Genomic DNA, 15,712 nt, shown 5'->3' with positions numbered 1-15,712 from the left:
CATGCCCAATAACGATCGGCTGTTGGTGCAGATTCTGCTCCTGGTGCTGTTTGGCGCGAGCTTCTGGGTGATGGCGCCGTTCTGGTCGGCGCTGTTCTGGGGGGCGGTGCTGGCGTTTGCCAGTTGGCCGTTGATGCGTTTGCTCACTCGCTGGCTCAACGGTCGTGAATCCCTTGCAGCGGCGCTGCTGACCCTCGGCTGGATGTTGCTGGTGGCTGTGCCGCTGGTATGGCTGGGCTTCAACCTGGCAGATCATGTGCGCGATGCCACGGCATTCATCAAGGATGTACAGGTCGACGGTCTGCCTGAAGCACCGGTCTGGCTGGGCAGCGTTCCCCTGGTTGGCGCGCGGCTGGTGGTGATCTGGAACAGCATCGACCAGCAGGGCGCGGCGGCGATGGTGGCCGTCAAACCTTATCTGGGGCAAGTCGGCAACTGGTTGCTGGCGCGCAGTGCCCAGATCGGTGGCGGGATTCTGGAGCTGACGCTGAGCATTGTCTTCGTGTTCTTTTTCTACCGGGACGGGCCGCGATTGGCGGTATTTGTTCATGGCTTGCTGGAGCGGCTGATCGGTGATCGCGCCGGTTATTACATCGAGTTGGTGGCGGGGACGGTGCAGCGGGTGGTGAATGGGGTGATAGGGACCGCGGCGGCGCAGGCGGTGCTCGCCTTGATCGGCTTCCTGATTGCCGGGGTGCCCGGGGCGTTGGTGCTAGGCATCGTGACGTTCCTTCTGAGTCTGATTCCGATGGGGCCACCCCTGGTCTGGATTCCGGCCACCGCGTGGCTGGCCTGGAAAGGCGAATACGGAATGGCGGTGTTCCTCGGGATTTGGGGGACATTCATCATCAGCGGCGTCGACAACGTGCTGAAGCCGTACCTGATCAGCCGCGGCGGAAATTTGCCGCTGGTGATCGTGTTGCTCGGCGTGTTTGGCGGGTTGATTGCGTTTGGCTTTATCGGATTGTTCATCGGGCCGACGTTGCTGGCGGTCGCGTACAGTCTGTTGACTGACTGGAGCAAGAGTCAGGCGCGGGTAGAAGATCGCCGGCCTTAAGGTTTTTCGTTGAGGCTCAGGGCCTCATCGCGGGCAAGCCCGCTCCCACAGTGTTGCGCGGTGTTCACACGTTATGTGTTTTCATCCGGATTCCTGTGGGAGCGGGCTTGCCCGCGATGCTTTTGACTCAGGTCGACACGTTCAGGTACTTGCCCACACTCGCCACGTTATCGAGCGAATACTGCTTGCTCAGGTTGGCGATCATCTTGTTCAGCGCGTCATTGACGTTGAACTGATCGGTGGAACTGTCGCTGGTTTTCTCGCGACCGGCTTGCAACGCAGCCTTGAGTTCATCGCTACTGACGCCACCGCTGCTGTCGCTGTCCAGCGCTTTGAGTAGCGCAGCGCTGGTGTCGGTGCCGGTCGATGACGTGCCGTTGCTTGCCTGCAGCGCGCTGTTCAGTTCATCGCTGCTGAGGGTGCCGTCACCGTTGGCGTCCAGGGCGCTGATCAGTGCGTCGGCCAGTTCGGTGCTCGGAGGCTGGTCATGCTGTGATGGCGGCGGCGGAGCCATTGCGGCCATTTCTTCGCTGCTCAGGTTGCCGCTGCTGTCGCTGTCGAGGTTGGCGAAGTTTTTGCTCAGGCTGACCAACAGGCCATCGTCGGCTTTCTGCGACAGGGCGTTTTTCAATTCGTCCTGATCCACCGCCCCGTCGCTGTTGCTGTCGAGCTTGGCGAACAGTTCTTTCTGGAATTGCTGGCTGCGGGCGTTGTTGGTTGTGGCGGTGCTGGCGCTGGTGGCGCTGGTATAGGCGGTGTAGTTGCTGACGCTACCGATCATTGGACTCACTCCCTGGAATGGAAAGCCGGTGGGTACACCGGCTTATGCAGCGTCAGGGGGCAAGTTGTCGTCGGTATGTGGGATTTGTACCGTTCGCAACACACAAATCTCAGGTTAAACCCCGACCCTGTGGGAGCGGGCTTGCCCGCGATAGCGGTGTATCAGGCAACATTGATATCGACTGACACGCCCTCATCGCGGGCAAGCCCGCTCCCACAGGGGATGTATGTTTGGTTCAGGTGCGGGGCAGGCGGATGACGGCGGTCAGGCCGCCACCGGGGGTTTCTTCCAGGCTCAATTGCCCGCCTAGCCGTTCCGCCGCTTCGCGGGCGATGGTCATGCCCAGGCCGACGCCACCGGAGTTGCGGTTACGCGATCCCTCAAGGCGAAAGAACGGTTCGAACACCGCCTCACGTTTATCCGCGGCAATACCCGGGCCGTGATCGATGACCCGGATCACCAGAAGGTCGCGATTGTCTTCAAGTGTGATCAGCGCCTGTCCGGCATAGCGCAAGGCGTTGTCCAACAGATTATTGATGCACGAGCGCAAGGCCATCGGCTGCACTTGCAGCGGCGCGCAGTGGCCGCTGGCCTGGACGTCGGCGCCCTGGTCCTGGGCGTTTTCGCTCAAGGATTCCACCAGCGCTTGCACATCCATCCACTGCCGAGCCTCACTGGTGCGCTGCTCGTGCAGATAAGTGAGAGTGGCATCGAGCATGCCGATCATGTCATCCAGGTCCTGGCGCATCTGGCCCTGCAACTTGACGTCGTCGATTTTCTCCAGCCGCAGCTTGAGGCGAGACAGCGGCGTACGCAGGTCATGGGACACCGCGCCGAGCATCCGCGAGCGCTGCTGCACTTGTTCGATGATGCGTTTTTGCATCAAGTTAAAGGTGTAGGCCGCTTGCCGGGCTTCCCGTGGACCGGATTCTTCCAGCGGCGCGCTGTCGAGGTTCTCACTCAGGCGCTCGGCGGCATCGCTTAAACGCTGGATCGGTCGACTGAGCAACTTGGCGCCGTACCAGGCGGCAATGATCAACGAGACACACTGGAAGGTCAGCGGCACCAACGGGCCGCCGAACCACGGTCGCGGTGGCCGGTTTTCGAAGCGCGGGCCCATCGGTGGACGCTGCCCCTCGATGCCTTGGGAAAACCCGGGCGGCGGTGGGGGCGGGGGAGGCCCGTAATGGTGAAACCAGGCAAACGCCAACAAGTGCGCCAGGATGATCGCCAGCAGCAGCACGCCAAACAGACGGCCGAACAGCGTATCGAAGCGCGCCCGCATCAGCCGATGTCTCGTGCGTCGAACAGATAACCTTCACCGCGAACGGTTTTGATCAATTGTGGGGCTTTGGGGTCATCGCCCAGCTTCTGGCGCAAGCGCGAGACCAGCAAGTCGATGCTGCGATCAAAGGCTTCGATCGAGCGACCGCGGGCGGCGTCGAGCAGTTGCTCGCGGCTGAGTACCCGGCGCGGACGTTCGATGAACACCCAGAGCAAACGAAATTCGGCGTTGGACAGCGGCACGACAAGGCCATCGGCCGCGATCAGTTGGCGCAGCACGCTATTGAGGCGCCAGTTGTCGAAGCGAATGTTCGCACGCTGTTCAGTGCGATCGTCACGCACCCGACGCAGAATGGTCTGAATCCGCGCGACCAGTTCACGCGGTTCGAACGGCTTGGCCATGTAGTCGTCGGCGCCCAGCTCCAGGCCGATGATCCGGTCGGTGGGTTCGCAGCGTGCGGTCAGCATCAGGATCGGAATGTCCGATTCGGCGCGCAGCCAGCGGCACAGCGACAATCCGTCTTCGCCAGGGAGCATCAGGTCGAGCACCACCACGTCGAAATGCTCGGCTTGCAGTGCCAGGCGCATCGCGGCACCGTCGGTGACGCCGCTGGCGTGAATGTTGAACCGGGCGAGATAGTCGATCATCAGCTCGCGGATCGGGACGTCATCGTCGACGATCAGGGCGCGAATGCTCCAGCGCTTGTCGTCGCCGGGCGCTTTTTGATCGTCGTTCAAGGGTGCTGGGGTGCTGTGCATGCGTGCGTTCATCTGCCAGGTAGGCTGCCAACCACAAAGATAGGCTGCGAGGTTGTGGCTTCAGCATAGGCGTCCGGCCCGGAGGCGGGAAGTGCTGTAAGGACGTGTTGCGGCTGCCGAAGGTAATGATGAAGGGTGTTGTGGGCGTGTCGGGTGTGTATCAGGCTCGACACAATCGGCGCAGCAGCTAGTCTTGCCTGAGTCTTCGGGACGATTTACCGATCATCGGGTCCCGCAGCGGCGCTGGTTCCGCTACAATGCGCGCCGATTTCGTCCTGCCTGAGAGCCCGCACATGTCCGTCTGCCAGACTCCTATCATCGTCGCCCTGGATTTCCCCACCCGTGACGCCGCACTGAAGCTGGCCGACCAGTTGGACCCGAAACTGTGCCGGGTAAAAGTCGGCAAGGAACTGTTCACCAGCTGCGCCTCGGAAATTGTCGGCACCTTGCGCGACAAGGGCTTCGAAGTGTTCCTGGACCTCAAGTTCCACGACATTCCGAACACCACGGCCATGGCGGTCAAGGCGGCAGCGGAAATGGGCGTGTGGATGGTCAATGTGCACTGCTCCGGCGGTCTGCGCATGATGGCGGCCTGCCGTGAAGTGCTCGACCAGCGCACCGGCCCCAAGCCGCTGTTGATCGGCGTGACCGTGCTGACCAGCATGGAGCGTGAAGACCTGGCGGGTATCGGCCTGGATATCGCGCCGCAGGAGCAGGTGCTGCGCCTGGCGGCACTGGCAGAAAAAGCCGGAATGGACGGTCTGGTGTGCTCGGCTCTGGAAGCCCAGGCCTTGAAATCGGCTCACCCTTCGCTGCAACTGGTGACCCCGGGGATTCGCCCGGCGGGCAGTGCGCAGGACGATCAACGCCGTATCCTGACGCCGCGTCAGGCGCTGGCTGCCGGTTCCGATTATCTGGTGATCGGCCGTCCGATCAGCCAGGCGGCCGATCCGGCCAAGGCGTTGGCCGACGTTGTAGCTGAAATCGCCTGATCTAACACCGAAGATCGACTGTGGGAGCGGGCTTGCTCGCGAAGGCGGCGTGTCAGGCAACATTGATGTCAACTGACACTCCGTCTTCGCGAGCAAGCCCGCTCCCACATTGGTTTTGTGGCTACCTCGAACGCTGGGTTAGACCTTCAGTACGAGCTTCCCGAAATTCTCGCCGCTGAACAATTTCATCAGCGTTTCCGGGAACGTCTCCAGGCCTTCAACGATATCTTCCTTGCTCTTGAGCTGCCCCTTGGCCATCCAGCCGGCCATTTCCTGTCCGGCGGCGGCGAACTGCGCCGCATAGTCCATCACCACAAAACCTTCCATCCGCGCGCGATTGACCAGCAACGCCAGGTAGTTGGCCGGGCCCTTGACCGCTTCCTTGTTGTTGTACTGGCTGATGGCGCCGCAGATCACTACTCGCGCCTTCAAATTGATGCGGCTCAGCACCGCGTCGAGAATATCGCCGCCAACGTTATCGAAGTACACGTCGACGCCTTTCGGGCATTCACGCTTGAGTCCGGCGTGGACGTCTTCGTTTTTGTAGTCGATGGCGCCGTCGAACCCCAGTTCGTCGATCAGGAACTTGCACTTGTCCGCGCCGCCCGCGATGCCGATCACGCGACAGCCTTTGATCTTGGCAATCTGCCCGGCAATGCTGCCCACTGCACCGGCCGCGCCTGACAGCACCACGGTGTCACCTTCTTTGGGGGCGCCGACATCGAGCAGGGCGAAGTACGCGGTCATGCCGGTCATGCCCAGGGCGGACAGGTAACGCGGCAGCGGTGCCAGTTTCGGATCGACCTTGTAGAAACCCCGTGGCTCGCCAAGGAAATAATCCTGCACGCCCACGGCGCCGTTGACGTAGTCCCCGACTGCAAAGCCGGGATTGTTTGAGGCAACGACTTTGCCTACGCCCAATGCGCGCATGACTTCACCGATACCGACCGGTGGAATGTAGGACTTGCCTTCGTTCATCCAGCCACGCATGGCCGGGTCCAGGGACAGGTATTCGTTTTTGACCAGGATCTGACCCGCGGCCGGTTCGCCGACCGGTACTTCCTGATAGGTAAAGGTCTCGCGGGTCGCCGCGCCCACCGGTCGTTTGGCAAGCAGGAATTGGCGATTGGTCTGGGTAGTCATGACAGGCACTCAAGATGAATGAAGCCTTGTTGATAGACCTTCATGATCGAAGCCGCAAGTTTGGCTGATGCGGCGAATGCACATCAATCCAGTGCAGTGATAGTCAGTGCGGCAGTTCTATCACTGCAACTCATGGTCACCCAACCGGGCCTCTGATAGTGCTGCCGTGTCGAAAGGCCTGTGCCTAGACTGGGAACACGCGATCCCCCGCATTCTTCTTCCAGAGGACATAACAATGAGCATGACGTTTTCCGGCCAGGTCGCTGTTGTGACAGGCGCTGCCAACGGTATTGGCCGCGCGACCGCCCAGGCATTCGCCGCTGAAGGCTTGAAAGTGGTGGTGGCCGACCTCGACACGGCCGGAGGCGAAGGCACCGTAGCGTTGATTCGTGCGGCGGGCGGCGAAGCGACCTTCGTGCGCTGCAACGTCACGGTGGAGAGCGAAGTCAAACATCTGATGGACGAAGTGGTGAAAACTTACGGCCGTCTGGACTATGCCTTCAACAACGCGGGCATCGAGATCGAGAAAGGTAAATTGGCCGACGGTACCCTCGACGAGTTCGACGCGATCATGGGCGTCAACGTCAAAGGCGTCTGGTTGTGCATGAAGTACCAGTTGCCCTTGCTGCTGGCCCAAGGCGGCGGTGCGATCGTCAACACGGCTTCGGTAGCAGGTCTTGGCGCTGCGCCGAAGATGAGCATCTATGCGGCATCGAAACATGCGGTGATCGGCCTGACCAAGTCAGCGGCCATTGAGTACGCCAAGAAAAAGATCCGCGTGAATGCGGTCTGCCCGGCGGTGATCGACACCGACATGTTCCGCCGAGCCTACGAAACGGACCCGAAGAAGGGCGAGTTTGCCAACGCGATGCACCCGGTCGGGCGCATCGGCAAGGTCGAGGAAATTGCCAGCGCCGTGCTCTACCTGTGCAGCGACGGCGCGGCGTTCACCACCGGTCACTCGCTAGCGGTGGATGGTGGCGTCACGGCGTTCTAAAACCAGGACTTGCCGAGTAGGAAAAAGCCCGCATCCGTGCGGGCTTTTTCATGGTCGCGGGAAAGGGCCCGACAATGTGTTTCAAATGGTTAGAACCGAGGGTTTTGGCGGCGTTGTCGCACAGCCGATCCGGCACACCTGTGATTAACTGTTTCCCGCAAATGGACAGGAGTTTGCTTGCTCATGGAATTGAGAATTGATCGACAGGCATTGGTGCCGGTCGTACAGCAAATCGTCGACGCGTTGGCCGGCTGGGTGCGTCATAACGAGTTGATGCCGGGAGCGCGTCTGCCTTCGGCGCGGCACATCGCGAGGGTCAATCTGCTCAGTCAGTCTTGCGTCGTCGAAGCCTGCGAGCGCCTGGTGGCAGAAGGGGTTTTGGCATCGCGTCATCGCGCCGGTTTTATTGTTGCCGTCCCTGCACCTGTCTCTCAGGAGCAGCAGGATTGTCCGTGGTTCGAGGGCGCAGACTTTAAGCACGGCGGCGCTGCGGGTGAACTAAAACTGGGTTGTGGCGGGTTGCCCGAGAGCTGGCGGGAAACGGACGACCTGAGCTACGCGATTCGTCAGGTCAGCCGTACCGACATGGCCGGGTTGTTCAGCTACAGCACCTCCCTGGGGTTGCCGGCCTTGCGCCAGCAGATTCGCAAGCGCCTCGAACTGCTCAGCATTGAAGTCGACGAGAACCGCATCCTGACGACCGCGGGGGGCAGTCACGGCCTCGACCTGATCGTGCGCACCTTGCTCAATCCCGGGGATTGCGTGGTAGTGGAAAGTCCAGGTTATTCGCTGTTGTTCGATCTGCTCAGGCTGCACGGAGTGCAGATGATCGAGGTGCCGCGCACCCCGCTCGGGCCAGATGTGCAGGTGCTTCAAACGCTGTTGGCGAAGTACAGGCCCCGTGCGCTGTTCATCAACAGCTTCTGCCATAACCCGACGGGCAGCAGCCTGGTACCCGTGGTGGCGCGGCAGATTGCGCAACTGACCAAGACCCATGGCGTGCTGGTGATCGAAGATGACGTCTACGCGGACTTGCACAGTGGCCCCGGCACTCGCCTCGCCGCGTTGGGTATCGATGACCACGTGATTTACGTCGGCAGCTATTCCAAAACCCTCAGCAGTTCATTGCGGCTCGGTTTTGTCGTGGCCGGTAGCGAGGTTATTTCGCGGCTGGCCGAGGTCAAGATGATCAGCAGCATGGGAGCCTCAAGGTTCGGCGAATCGGTGCTGGCCTGCCTGTTGGCCAGCGGCGCCTATCGCAAACTGGTTCAACGCCAGCGCCTGCGTTTGAACACTGACAGGCAGGCCGCCTTGCAAGTGCTCGAGGACGCCGAATGGGAGGTCTTCGGCAAGCCCGACGCAGGCTTGTTCATCTGGGCGCGATCACGGATGTCCGACTATGCTCAGGTGCGCACGCTAGCCCGGCGTTTTGGTGTGTTGCTGTCTTCTGCCAGCGCATTCAACCCCGGCGGCGACGCTGGTGACTGGCAACGTATCAACGTGGCATATGCCTGTGATCCTCGTGCCCGGGCATTTTTTCAGGCTACCGCTCTGAATCGACCTTAAACGTTCTGAAAACGACGTGGGCGTAGCTTTTTGCCATTATTCCGACGCCAGAGACTTGTGTTGGCGTATGCCCATTGCGAATCTGCGACAACAGACTATGTCAGGGGACTAAGCGCAATGATTTCGGCCGTGCAAGGACGTTTTGCCAACCTCGGTATGGCGAAAAAAATGGGTGTCGGGTTTGTATTGGTGCTGCTGCTGACAGCACTGGTGGCAGCCATCGGCGTATGGTCCCTGCAAACCATCAGTCATCGCTTCGACGGGCTCAAGCAGATGTCGTCGCTCAACAGCGGCTTGCTCAAGGTGCGACTGCTGGAGCAGGAGTACGCCTTGCACGGCAACCCGAAAACCGCTGATGCGCTGCGCGAAGGCGTAGACGCCCTGATCGCCCTGGCGAATCAGCTCAAGGCTCAAACGGCCGCCAATGTTCCAGTGATGAACGACGTCGAGCAGTCTCTGGGCGCTTACCGCAAGGCGTTCGACGAGTTCGTCTCGCTGAGTCAGGCCAAGGACCTGGCGCTGGAAATGGCCAGTTGGTCGGTGTCCAGCGTGGCCAATAACCTTGATGTGCTGCAGTCCGGGCTGGCTGATGACGGCGCCTATACCTTGAAACAGTCCGAGGGCAAGGACGGCGGGCAGTTTATCGAACAGGCCAGTCAGGTCAGCCAGGTGTCGCGGTTGATGCTACAGGCCATGAACGAAGCGCGTGTGCGTCTGGACCAGAGCCGCAAGGGTGACGACAGCGCAGGCCAGGGCAAGATCGAGCAGGCCGATCAGGCGCTGGCTCAGGCCGAGCAGTTGAAAAGCACGGTCAAGGATGAGGGCTATCTGACGGTCCTTAATGAAGTGTCTGGCCACATCGGCGGTTTCAGCGAAAAACTGGCTGAGTACACCGGCTTGTTGGCCCAGGAAAAAACCGTCTATGAGCAATTGCACCAGCGCGCCGAGCAGGTGATGGCGCGGGTGGATCAGGCCTATGTCGCCGAAGACCAGTCGATGCAGACCGAACTGAAAAAGAATTCAATGCTGATCATCGGGTCCTCTGCACTGGCGTTGCTGGTGGGGTTGATTGCGGCCTGGGTGATTACCCGTTTGATCGTGGCGCCGCTGCGCAGTGTGATCCGTGTTGCTCAGCAGATCGCCGCCGGCGACTTGAGTGCAACGGTTGAAGTGACTCGCCGCGACGAAATCGGCCAGTTGATGCAGGCGATGCAGCAGATGGGGGCGGGCCTGAGCACCATTGTCAGTGGCTTGCAGGCTGGCATCGAGCAGTTGGCGAACTCGGCACAGTCGCTGTCGGCGGTGACCGAGCAGACCAACCTTGAGGTCAGTAGCCAGAAGGAAGAAACCGAGCAGGTCGCCACGGCGATGAATCAGATGACGGCGACGGTGCACGATGTTGCGCGTAATGCCGAGGAAGCTGCGCAAGCTGCACAGACGGCCGATGGCAAGGTTGAAAGCGGCCAGCAGGTGGTGCGTCAGAGCATGGCGCGGATCGAGCAGTTGGCGGATTCGGCGACGTCGGCCAGTTCAAGTATCGAAAGTTTAAGTGCGGAAATTCAGAACATTGGCACGGTGCTCAGTGTGATCAAAAGTGTTGCCGAGCAAACCAATCTGTTGGCGCTCAATGCGGCTATCGAGGCGGCACGGGCCGGTGAGCAGGGCAGGGGGTTCGCGGTGGTGGCTGATGAGGTTCGGGCGTTGGCCAAGCGGACTCAGCAATCGACTGAGGAAATCGAGCGTCTGGTAAGTGCCTTGCGTTCGGCGGCGCAGTCGTCGGTGCAGCAGATTCAGAACAGTGGTGAGTTGGTGAAGCTGGCGGTGAGTGACGCTTTGCAGACTGAGAGTGCGTTGGGGAGTATTGCGGCGGCGGTGTCGTTGATTCAGCAGATGAACCAGCAGATTGCGGCGGCAGCCGAGGAGCAGAGTTCGGTGGCTGAGGAGATTAATCGCAGTGTGACGAGTATTCGGGCGAGTGCGGATCAGTCTTCGTTGGCGATGCAGGGGAATGCGGCGTCGAGTATTGAGCTGGCGCAGTTGGGGGTTGAGTTGAAGGGGATGGTCGGGCACTTTCGGCTCTGACCATTTGGGCTGTGTAGTGGCGGCCTTCGGGCCGACCATGTTTTGGGTTGGCTGGGTACATATCCGTTGCTGCGGTAACGGCGGCTTAGGGTTTCGCCCTGACGGCGACTCCCTTTGGCAAACGCCCCAAAGGAAGCAAAGGTCTTTGCCCCGGCGTTCGGCCCCTCGCTTAGGCTCGGTGTTCCTTCGCTCCGGCATTCATCTGGGGGCATCGCCTCCGGTCTGCTTCGCTACGACCTCCTCTCGATGTGTTCGACTTCGTCGAACGGCGCTACGCGCCTGCCCCCCAGATAAACGCCTCCACTCAGCCTGCCGAAGGGGCGGATGGATCAAAATCAAAAGCAGGCGAGCTACCGCTCGGCCTATTGAGTGGTGTAGAGCGAGGCATGTACGCCGATCTATTGTGGGAGCTGGCCTGCCGGCGATGGCGGTCTGCCTGCCAACCAATCTCTTGCAGGTGTACACCAAACCCTGTGGGAGCTGGCCTGCCAGCGATGGCGGCCTGACAGCCGACCAATCTCCTGCAGGTATACACCGAACCCTGTGGGAGCTGGCTTGCCGGCGATGGCGGCCTGACAGCCGACCAATCTCCTGCAGGTGTACACCGAACCTTGTGGGAGCTGGCCTGCCAGCGATGGCGGCCTGACAGCCGACCAATCTCCTGCACTCGATGTGTTCGACTTCGTCGAACGGCGCTACGCGCCTGCCCCCCAGATAAACGCCTCCACTCAGCCTGCCGAAGGGGCGGGTGGATCAAGATCAAAAGCAGGCGAGCTACCGCTCGGCCTATTGAGTGGTGAAGAGCGGGCGGGGTAGACACCGGTCCATTGTGGGAGCTGGCCTGCCGGCGATGGCGGCCTGACAGCCGACCAATCTCTTGCAGGTGTACACCGAACCCTGTGGGAGCTGGCCTGCCGGCGATGGCGGCCTGCCAGCCAACCAATCTCCTGCAGGTGTACACCGAACCCTGTGGGAGCCGGCCTGGCAGCGATGGCGGTCTGCCAGCCAACCAATCTCTTGCAGGTGTACACCGAACCCTGTGGGAGCTGGCCTGCCAGCGATGGCGGCCTGACAGCCGACCAATCTCCTGCACTCGATGTGTTCGACTTCGTCGAACGGCGCTACGCGCCTGCCCCCCAGATAAACGCCTCCACTCAGCCTGCCGAAGGGGCGGGTGGATCAAGATCAAAAGCAGGCGAGCTACCGCTCGGCCTATTGAGTGGTGTAGAGCGAGGCGTGTACGCCGATCTATTGTGGGAGCTGGCCTGCCGGCGATGGCGGCCTGCCAGCCGACCAATCTCTTGCAGTTGTACTCCGAACCCTGTGGGAGCTGGCCTGCCGGCGATGGCGGCCTGACAGCCGACCAATCTCTTGCAGGTGTACACCAAACCCTGTGGGAGCTGGCTTGCCAGCGAAGACGGCATGCCAGCCGACCAATCTCCTGCAGGTGTACTCCGAACCCTGTGGGAGCTGGCTTGCCAGCGATGGCGGTCTGCCAGCCAACCCAGTCTCTTCGGATGTATTTCCCATTCAAATCCAACCCAAAAAAAGCCACCTTGCGGTGGCTCGATTAATTCTTCCGATCAGTCGTAGATCACTTTCTTCTTCCAGTCTGCGTCCGCCTCGACTTCTTTGAGGCCTTCGTTCAATTGGTTTGTTTCGCTTTCAACCGCTGCGATGTTGTCCATCACCATGGCGTTGGCGCGGGCCAGGAGTTTTTCCAGGTATTCGAGTTGTTCGGCGTAGGCCTGGGGTTCCTGTTGTTTGCGCAGGTATTGCACGCCGCGTTCGAAAGCAAGACGGGCCTGGCCTGGCTGGTTCTGTTGCAGGCATTGCTGGCCAAGGTTGTTGAAGAACTCGATGTGCAGCAGCACCAGTATGTGGCGCACTTCGCGGATCCAGCGCTTGGCTTCGTTGGTCGGCAGGAAGCCGTCCTGGGCGGCGCGGGTGATTTGGCCATGCAGGGCTTCGAGCAGGAAGCGCACATCTTTGGCTTTGGCTTCGGTCTGGATCGGGGCCGGGGGGTTGTTGACCGGGATTGAGTCGCCTTGGGCGACAAGGGCTTGCAGTTCGCTGACGCGGGCCTTGAGGTTGCTGCTGGTTTTTTCCAGGTTGAGCAGGCGCTGGCAGACGTTCAGTTCCAGGCGAGTCAGCAGCAGCTTGAGCCCCGGCGTCATCAACTGGCCAGGGAAGGTCTCGGTGATTTCACCGCAGCGACGCAGGCGGTCGTTGAGTTCAACCTTGGTACGGGCCTTTTCCAGCTTGTTGTTTTCCACCACATGGTTCATGTAGCCAATGGCGATCAATAGTGCGATCCCGGCTACGACTAGCAGGGTGATCATGAGTGGTGTCACCGGTAAGACCTCTTTATAGGGTTCGCGATCGAGTGTAGTAGCTTGGCATTTGGACGCATAGGGCCGCTCGACGAGTTGGATCGGTCGTGGCTCTATCTGTATCGGCCGCGATTGCGCTTATATAAGTGGTGGCAAATATGAAGCAGATTGCCATTACTCCGTTGCCGTCGACTATAACGTCTTGCCGGGTATCGGAATATAGCCACCCAAGGCCGTCAGACGGAAAAGCCCGAATCGCCTCGCAAAGCAGGGCGAAGTCATTGATTTAAATAAATTTATATCAGGGGGTTGACGACCCCTCAATCCATCCATAGAATGCGCGCCACTTACAGCGTAAAGCACACAGCGAAACGCGGTAGGGAGTGAATGTTGTACGTGTGTCCCCTTCGTCTAGTGGCCTAGGACACCGCCCTTTCACGGCGGTAACAGGGGTTCGAGTCCCCTAGGGGACGCCAATGCGGGAATAGCTCAGTTGGTAGAGCACGACCTTGCCAAGGTCGGGGTCGCGAGTTCGAGTCTCGTTTCCCGCTCCAATTTTAAGCAGCGTTGCTTTCGGGCAGGGCTGAGTGAAGCCAGAGCCGACATCTTCGGATGCGGATTTGGGCACTGAAATACACACCATGTGTTTCAGTTAGCGTGTCCCCTTCGTCTAGTGGCCTAGGACACCGCCCTTTCACGGCGGTAACAGGGGTTCGAGTCCCCTAGGGGACGCCATTTGCGGGAATAGCTCAGTTGGTAGAGCACGACCTTGCCAAGGTCGGGGTCGCGAGTTCGAGTCTCGTTTCCCGCTCCATATTTAACGAAAACGCCGCTCAGCAATGAGCGGCGTTTTTGTTTGTGCGTTTTTTACCTTTTGCTGATCGACGCTCTGTCGCAATCAGGTCGATCAAATCGTTGGGCCCACCAGAACAGTGGGCCCAACAAGGCAATCAGAGCGTCGGCAACTGCCCGATACGTCCCATCATCTCGGTTACGATCTGCAGATCCAGCAGGAACTGGTCGACGGTCTTGAACTCATTGTCGGTGTGCCCCGTGTATTTATTCTCGGGTCTGGCCAAACCAAATTGCACGCCATTGGGCAATTCATGGACCGAAGTGGCGCCCGCGGAAGTACCGAACTTGTGCTCCATGCCCAGGTTTTCGCTGGACACGGCCAGCAAGGCCTTGACCCATTCGCCCTCAGGATTGCGGTACATCGGCTCGGCGATCGAGTAGTCGATTGCAGGAGTGATGTGGGTCTTGTTGCTCCAGGCACTCAGTTTGTTGGCGATTTCGGTCTTGAGCGTTTCCGGGGATTTGCCCTTTGGCACCCGCAGATTAACTGCAAGCTTGAAGACTTTTTCATCCATGGCCACGTAGGTCAGGGAAGCGGTCAGTGGTCCCATGAACGCATCGGAGAAGCCAACGCCCAGATTTGCGCCCAGGTAATCCAGTCCCCAGTTGTCGGCGGCATAGCGGGCAGCGTCGGTGATGTGGTTGTGCTTGAGCGCGACTTTGCCGTCAAGGCTGTTGATGAAGCCCAGCATCCTGGCCACCGGGTTAACGCCTGACTCGGGCTCGGAGGAGTGGGCTGAAACGCCGGTGATCGTCAGCTTGACGTCTTTGCCAACGACTTTGGCGCTGACCTCGAAGTTGCCGCCATTTTGCTTGGCATACGCAGCGCCAGCCTTGTTCAAGCTGGCAGCTAGGTCGGCAGGTTTCTCGCTCAAAAGGGTGGCCACCGATGTCGATGGAATCTGGTTGGTGGCCATGCCGCCGGTCATCGATATGATTTCAGCGCCTTTGCCATCCGCCTTGCGTTTGGTGAAGTTCGCCATGACGGTGCCGTAGCCTTTCTCGGCAATTACCACCGGATAGCCGCCATCCAGCGCCAGGTTGTAGTTGGGCGTCGGGTTATGTTCGAAGTAATAGGGAATGGCGTCGCCGGTGGTTTCTTCGGTGGTGTCGACCAGCAGCTTGAAATTCCTGGCCAGTGGCAGCTTCTCTTCCTTGATGACTTTCATGGCGTACAGCGCCACCACGATACCGTTTTTGTCATCCTCGGTGCCTCGGCCGTACATGCGGTCGCCGATCAGCGTGACCTTGAACGGATCGAGTTTGGTGCCGTCTTTCAGCACCCAGTTCTCCGGGGTCACGGGGACTACGTCGGCATGGGCGTGAATGCCCACGACTTCGTCGCCACTGCCTTCGAGGGAAATTTCATAGACGCGGTTGTCGATGTTGCGGAAGTTCAGGTTGAACGTCTGGGCCAGGCCCTTGATCTTGTCGGCGATCTTGATGAATTCCGGATTGTCGTGCTGGGCAACGCCGTTCACTTGGAAGGTCGGAATGGCCACCAGCTCGCGCAGGGTCTCGGTGGCAGCCTTGCCGTATTTCACTCGCGTATACAGGCCCAGCAGGCGATGGATCTCGTTCTGCTGTTCAGCCGAGAGGGTCTTGTTGTCGAGGAAGGCACTGATGGCTGGATTGAGGTCACTGGTGTTGGCCAGGTCGCTTTTGGCCAGCCCACCCAGGAACTGCCTGAAATCCGTGACTGATGCGTCACTGAACGTCTTGAGGATGGCCGCGCTCTGTTGCGGGGTGATGTTGGCGTGTGCGGCCAGTGTGTACGACGACAGGCCGGCCACTATCAGGGTTGACGCAGCCAGGTGCTTGAATGAGAAATTCATTGTTGAGGGCATTCCTTTGCAGGCAGTT

At 60.0% G+C, this 15,712-nt stretch carries 11 protein-coding genes, 4 tRNA genes and 1 pseudogene; 10 read left to right on the top strand and 6 right to left on the bottom strand.

Annotated features, from left to right (window positions below):
* The first annotated feature begins 1 nt into the window (after window position 1).
* Window positions 2-1,057 carry an AI-2E family transporter gene (locus K5K95_RS00910; RefSeq protein ID WP_222588023.1) on the top strand — a complete coding sequence of 352 codons (1,056 nt, stop codon included), beginning with the start codon at window positions 2-4 and terminating at the stop codon, window positions 1,055-1,057.
* 127 nt (window positions 1,058-1,184) lie between these two features.
* Here the strand turns inward: K5K95_RS00910 and xopAW are convergent, their stop codons facing one another.
* The 3 genes from xopAW to K5K95_RS00895 form a co-directional block, all read right to left on the bottom strand.
* Complete coding sequence (gene xopAW / locus K5K95_RS00905; protein WP_222588022.1) at window positions 1,185-1,838, bottom strand: EF-hand domain-containing protein; 654 nt, start codon at window positions 1,836-1,838, stop codon at window positions 1,185-1,187.
* Window positions 1,839-2,073: 235 nt separating this feature from the next.
* The gene (locus K5K95_RS00900) at window positions 2,074-3,123 is read right to left on the bottom strand and encodes a sensor histidine kinase (RefSeq protein ID WP_222588021.1); all 1,050 of its coding nucleotides are present in this window, start codon (window positions 3,121-3,123) and stop codon (window positions 2,074-2,076) included.
* Complete coding sequence (locus K5K95_RS00895; protein WP_090186861.1) at window positions 3,123-3,881, bottom strand: response regulator; 759 nt, start codon at window positions 3,879-3,881, stop codon at window positions 3,123-3,125. Before K5K95_RS00895 ends, K5K95_RS00900 begins: the two co-directional genes overlap by 1 nt.
* 293 nt (window positions 3,882-4,174) lie before the next feature.
* Between K5K95_RS00895 and pyrF the strand changes: the two genes are divergently transcribed.
* Complete coding sequence (gene pyrF / locus K5K95_RS00890; RefSeq protein ID WP_222590259.1) at window positions 4,175-4,873, top strand: orotidine-5'-phosphate decarboxylase; 699 nt, start codon at window positions 4,175-4,177, stop codon at window positions 4,871-4,873.
* A 138-nt stretch (window positions 4,874-5,011) separates the two neighbouring features.
* Here the strand turns inward: pyrF and K5K95_RS00885 are convergent, their stop codons facing one another.
* Window positions 5,012-6,016 (bottom strand): NADP-dependent oxidoreductase, encoded by a 1,005-nt coding sequence (locus tag K5K95_RS00885; RefSeq protein WP_222588020.1) that lies wholly within the window; start codon window positions 6,014-6,016, stop codon window positions 5,012-5,014.
* Window positions 6,017-6,251: 235 nt separating this feature from the next.
* Here K5K95_RS00885 and K5K95_RS00880 point away from each other — a divergent pair, with 235 nt between their 5' ends.
* The 4 genes and pseudogenes from K5K95_RS00880 (at window position 6,252) to K5K95_RS33435 (ending at window position 10,661) form a co-directional block, all read left to right on the top strand.
* Entirely contained in the window at window positions 6,252-7,013 is a 762-nt protein-coding gene (locus tag K5K95_RS00880; protein ID WP_222588019.1) for an SDR family oxidoreductase, read from the top strand.
* A gap of 183 nt (window positions 7,014-7,196) precedes the next feature.
* Window positions 7,197-8,579: a PLP-dependent aminotransferase family protein gene (locus K5K95_RS00875; protein WP_222588018.1), complete on the top strand. Its 1,383-nt coding sequence runs from the start codon at window positions 7,197-7,199 to the stop codon at window positions 8,577-8,579.
* Between the two features lie 117 nt (window positions 8,580-8,696).
* A pseudogene (locus tag K5K95_RS33440) lies at window positions 8,697-9,752 on the top strand (HAMP domain-containing protein); the annotation flags it as partial.
* A gap of 27 nt (window positions 9,753-9,779) precedes the next feature.
* On the top strand, window positions 9,780-10,661 hold the full coding sequence (locus K5K95_RS33435; protein WP_409999748.1) for a methyl-accepting chemotaxis protein: 882 nt from the start codon (window positions 9,780-9,782) through the stop codon (window positions 10,659-10,661).
* Between the two features lie 1,583 nt (window positions 10,662-12,244).
* On the opposite strand, the gene K5K95_RS00865 is transcribed toward K5K95_RS33435, so the two are convergent.
* Entirely contained in the window at window positions 12,245-13,015 is a 771-nt protein-coding gene (locus K5K95_RS00865; protein ID WP_222588016.1) for a hypothetical protein, read from the bottom strand.
* 379 nt (window positions 13,016-13,394) lie between these two features.
* Between K5K95_RS00865 and K5K95_RS00860 the strand changes: the two genes are divergently transcribed.
* The 4 genes from K5K95_RS00860 to K5K95_RS00845 all read left to right on the top strand — a co-directional run bounded on the left by K5K95_RS00860 (window position 13,395) and on the right by K5K95_RS00845 (window position 13,808).
* A tRNA-Glu gene (locus K5K95_RS00860) sits at window positions 13,395-13,470 on the top strand.
* Window positions 13,471-13,472: 2 nt separating this feature from the next.
* Window positions 13,473-13,548, top strand: a tRNA-Gly gene (locus K5K95_RS00855).
* A 105-nt stretch (window positions 13,549-13,653) separates the two neighbouring features.
* Window positions 13,654-13,729: transfer RNA gene (locus tag K5K95_RS00850), tRNA-Glu, on the top strand.
* 3 nt (window positions 13,730-13,732) lie between these two features.
* Window positions 13,733-13,808 (top strand) — tRNA-Gly (locus K5K95_RS00845).
* A gap of 136 nt (window positions 13,809-13,944) precedes the next feature.
* Here K5K95_RS00845 and K5K95_RS00840 read toward each other — a convergent pair.
* Window positions 13,945-15,684 (bottom strand): dipeptidase, encoded by a 1,740-nt coding sequence (locus K5K95_RS00840; RefSeq protein WP_222588015.1) that lies wholly within the window; start codon window positions 15,682-15,684, stop codon window positions 13,945-13,947.
* Window positions 15,685-15,712 lie beyond the last annotated feature (28 nt).

The organism is Pseudomonas sp. DR48 (assembly GCF_019823085.1).
Taxonomy (GTDB): Bacteria; Pseudomonadota; Gammaproteobacteria; order Pseudomonadales; family Pseudomonadaceae; genus Aquipseudomonas.
Note: the sequence above shows the minus strand (reverse complement) of the source record. Positions and strands in the feature narration are given on the sequence as shown.

Excerpts from the sequence above, each read along its gene's own strand:
- xopAW (WP_222588022.1), bottom strand. The coding sequence starts at position 1,838 with ATGATCGGTAGCGTCAGCAACTACACCGCCTATACCAGCGCCACCAGC.
- K5K95_RS00885 (WP_222588020.1), bottom strand. The coding sequence starts at position 6,016 with ATGACTACCCAGACCAATCGCCAATTCCTGCTTGCCAAACGACCGGTG.
- K5K95_RS00875 (WP_222588018.1), top strand. The coding sequence starts at position 7,197 with ATGGAATTGAGAATTGATCGACAGGCATTGGTGCCGGTCGTACAGCAA.
- K5K95_RS00900 (WP_222588021.1), bottom strand. The coding sequence starts at position 3,123 with ATGCGGGCGCGCTTCGATACGCTGTTCGGCCGTCTGTTTGGCGTGCTG.
- K5K95_RS00910 (WP_222588023.1), top strand. The coding sequence starts at position 2 with ATGCCCAATAACGATCGGCTGTTGGTGCAGATTCTGCTCCTGGTGCTG.
- K5K95_RS00840 (WP_222588015.1), bottom strand. The coding sequence starts at position 15,684 with ATGAATTTCTCATTCAAGCACCTGGCTGCGTCAACCCTGATAGTGGCC.
- K5K95_RS00880 (WP_222588019.1), top strand. The coding sequence starts at position 6,252 with ATGAGCATGACGTTTTCCGGCCAGGTCGCTGTTGTGACAGGCGCTGCC.
- K5K95_RS33435 (WP_409999748.1), top strand. The coding sequence starts at position 9,780 with ATGCAGGCGATGCAGCAGATGGGGGCGGGCCTGAGCACCATTGTCAGT.
- K5K95_RS00895 (WP_090186861.1), bottom strand. The coding sequence starts at position 3,881 with ATGCACAGCACCCCAGCACCCTTGAACGACGATCAAAAAGCGCCCGGC.
- pyrF (WP_222590259.1), top strand. The coding sequence starts at position 4,175 with ATGTCCGTCTGCCAGACTCCTATCATCGTCGCCCTGGATTTCCCCACC.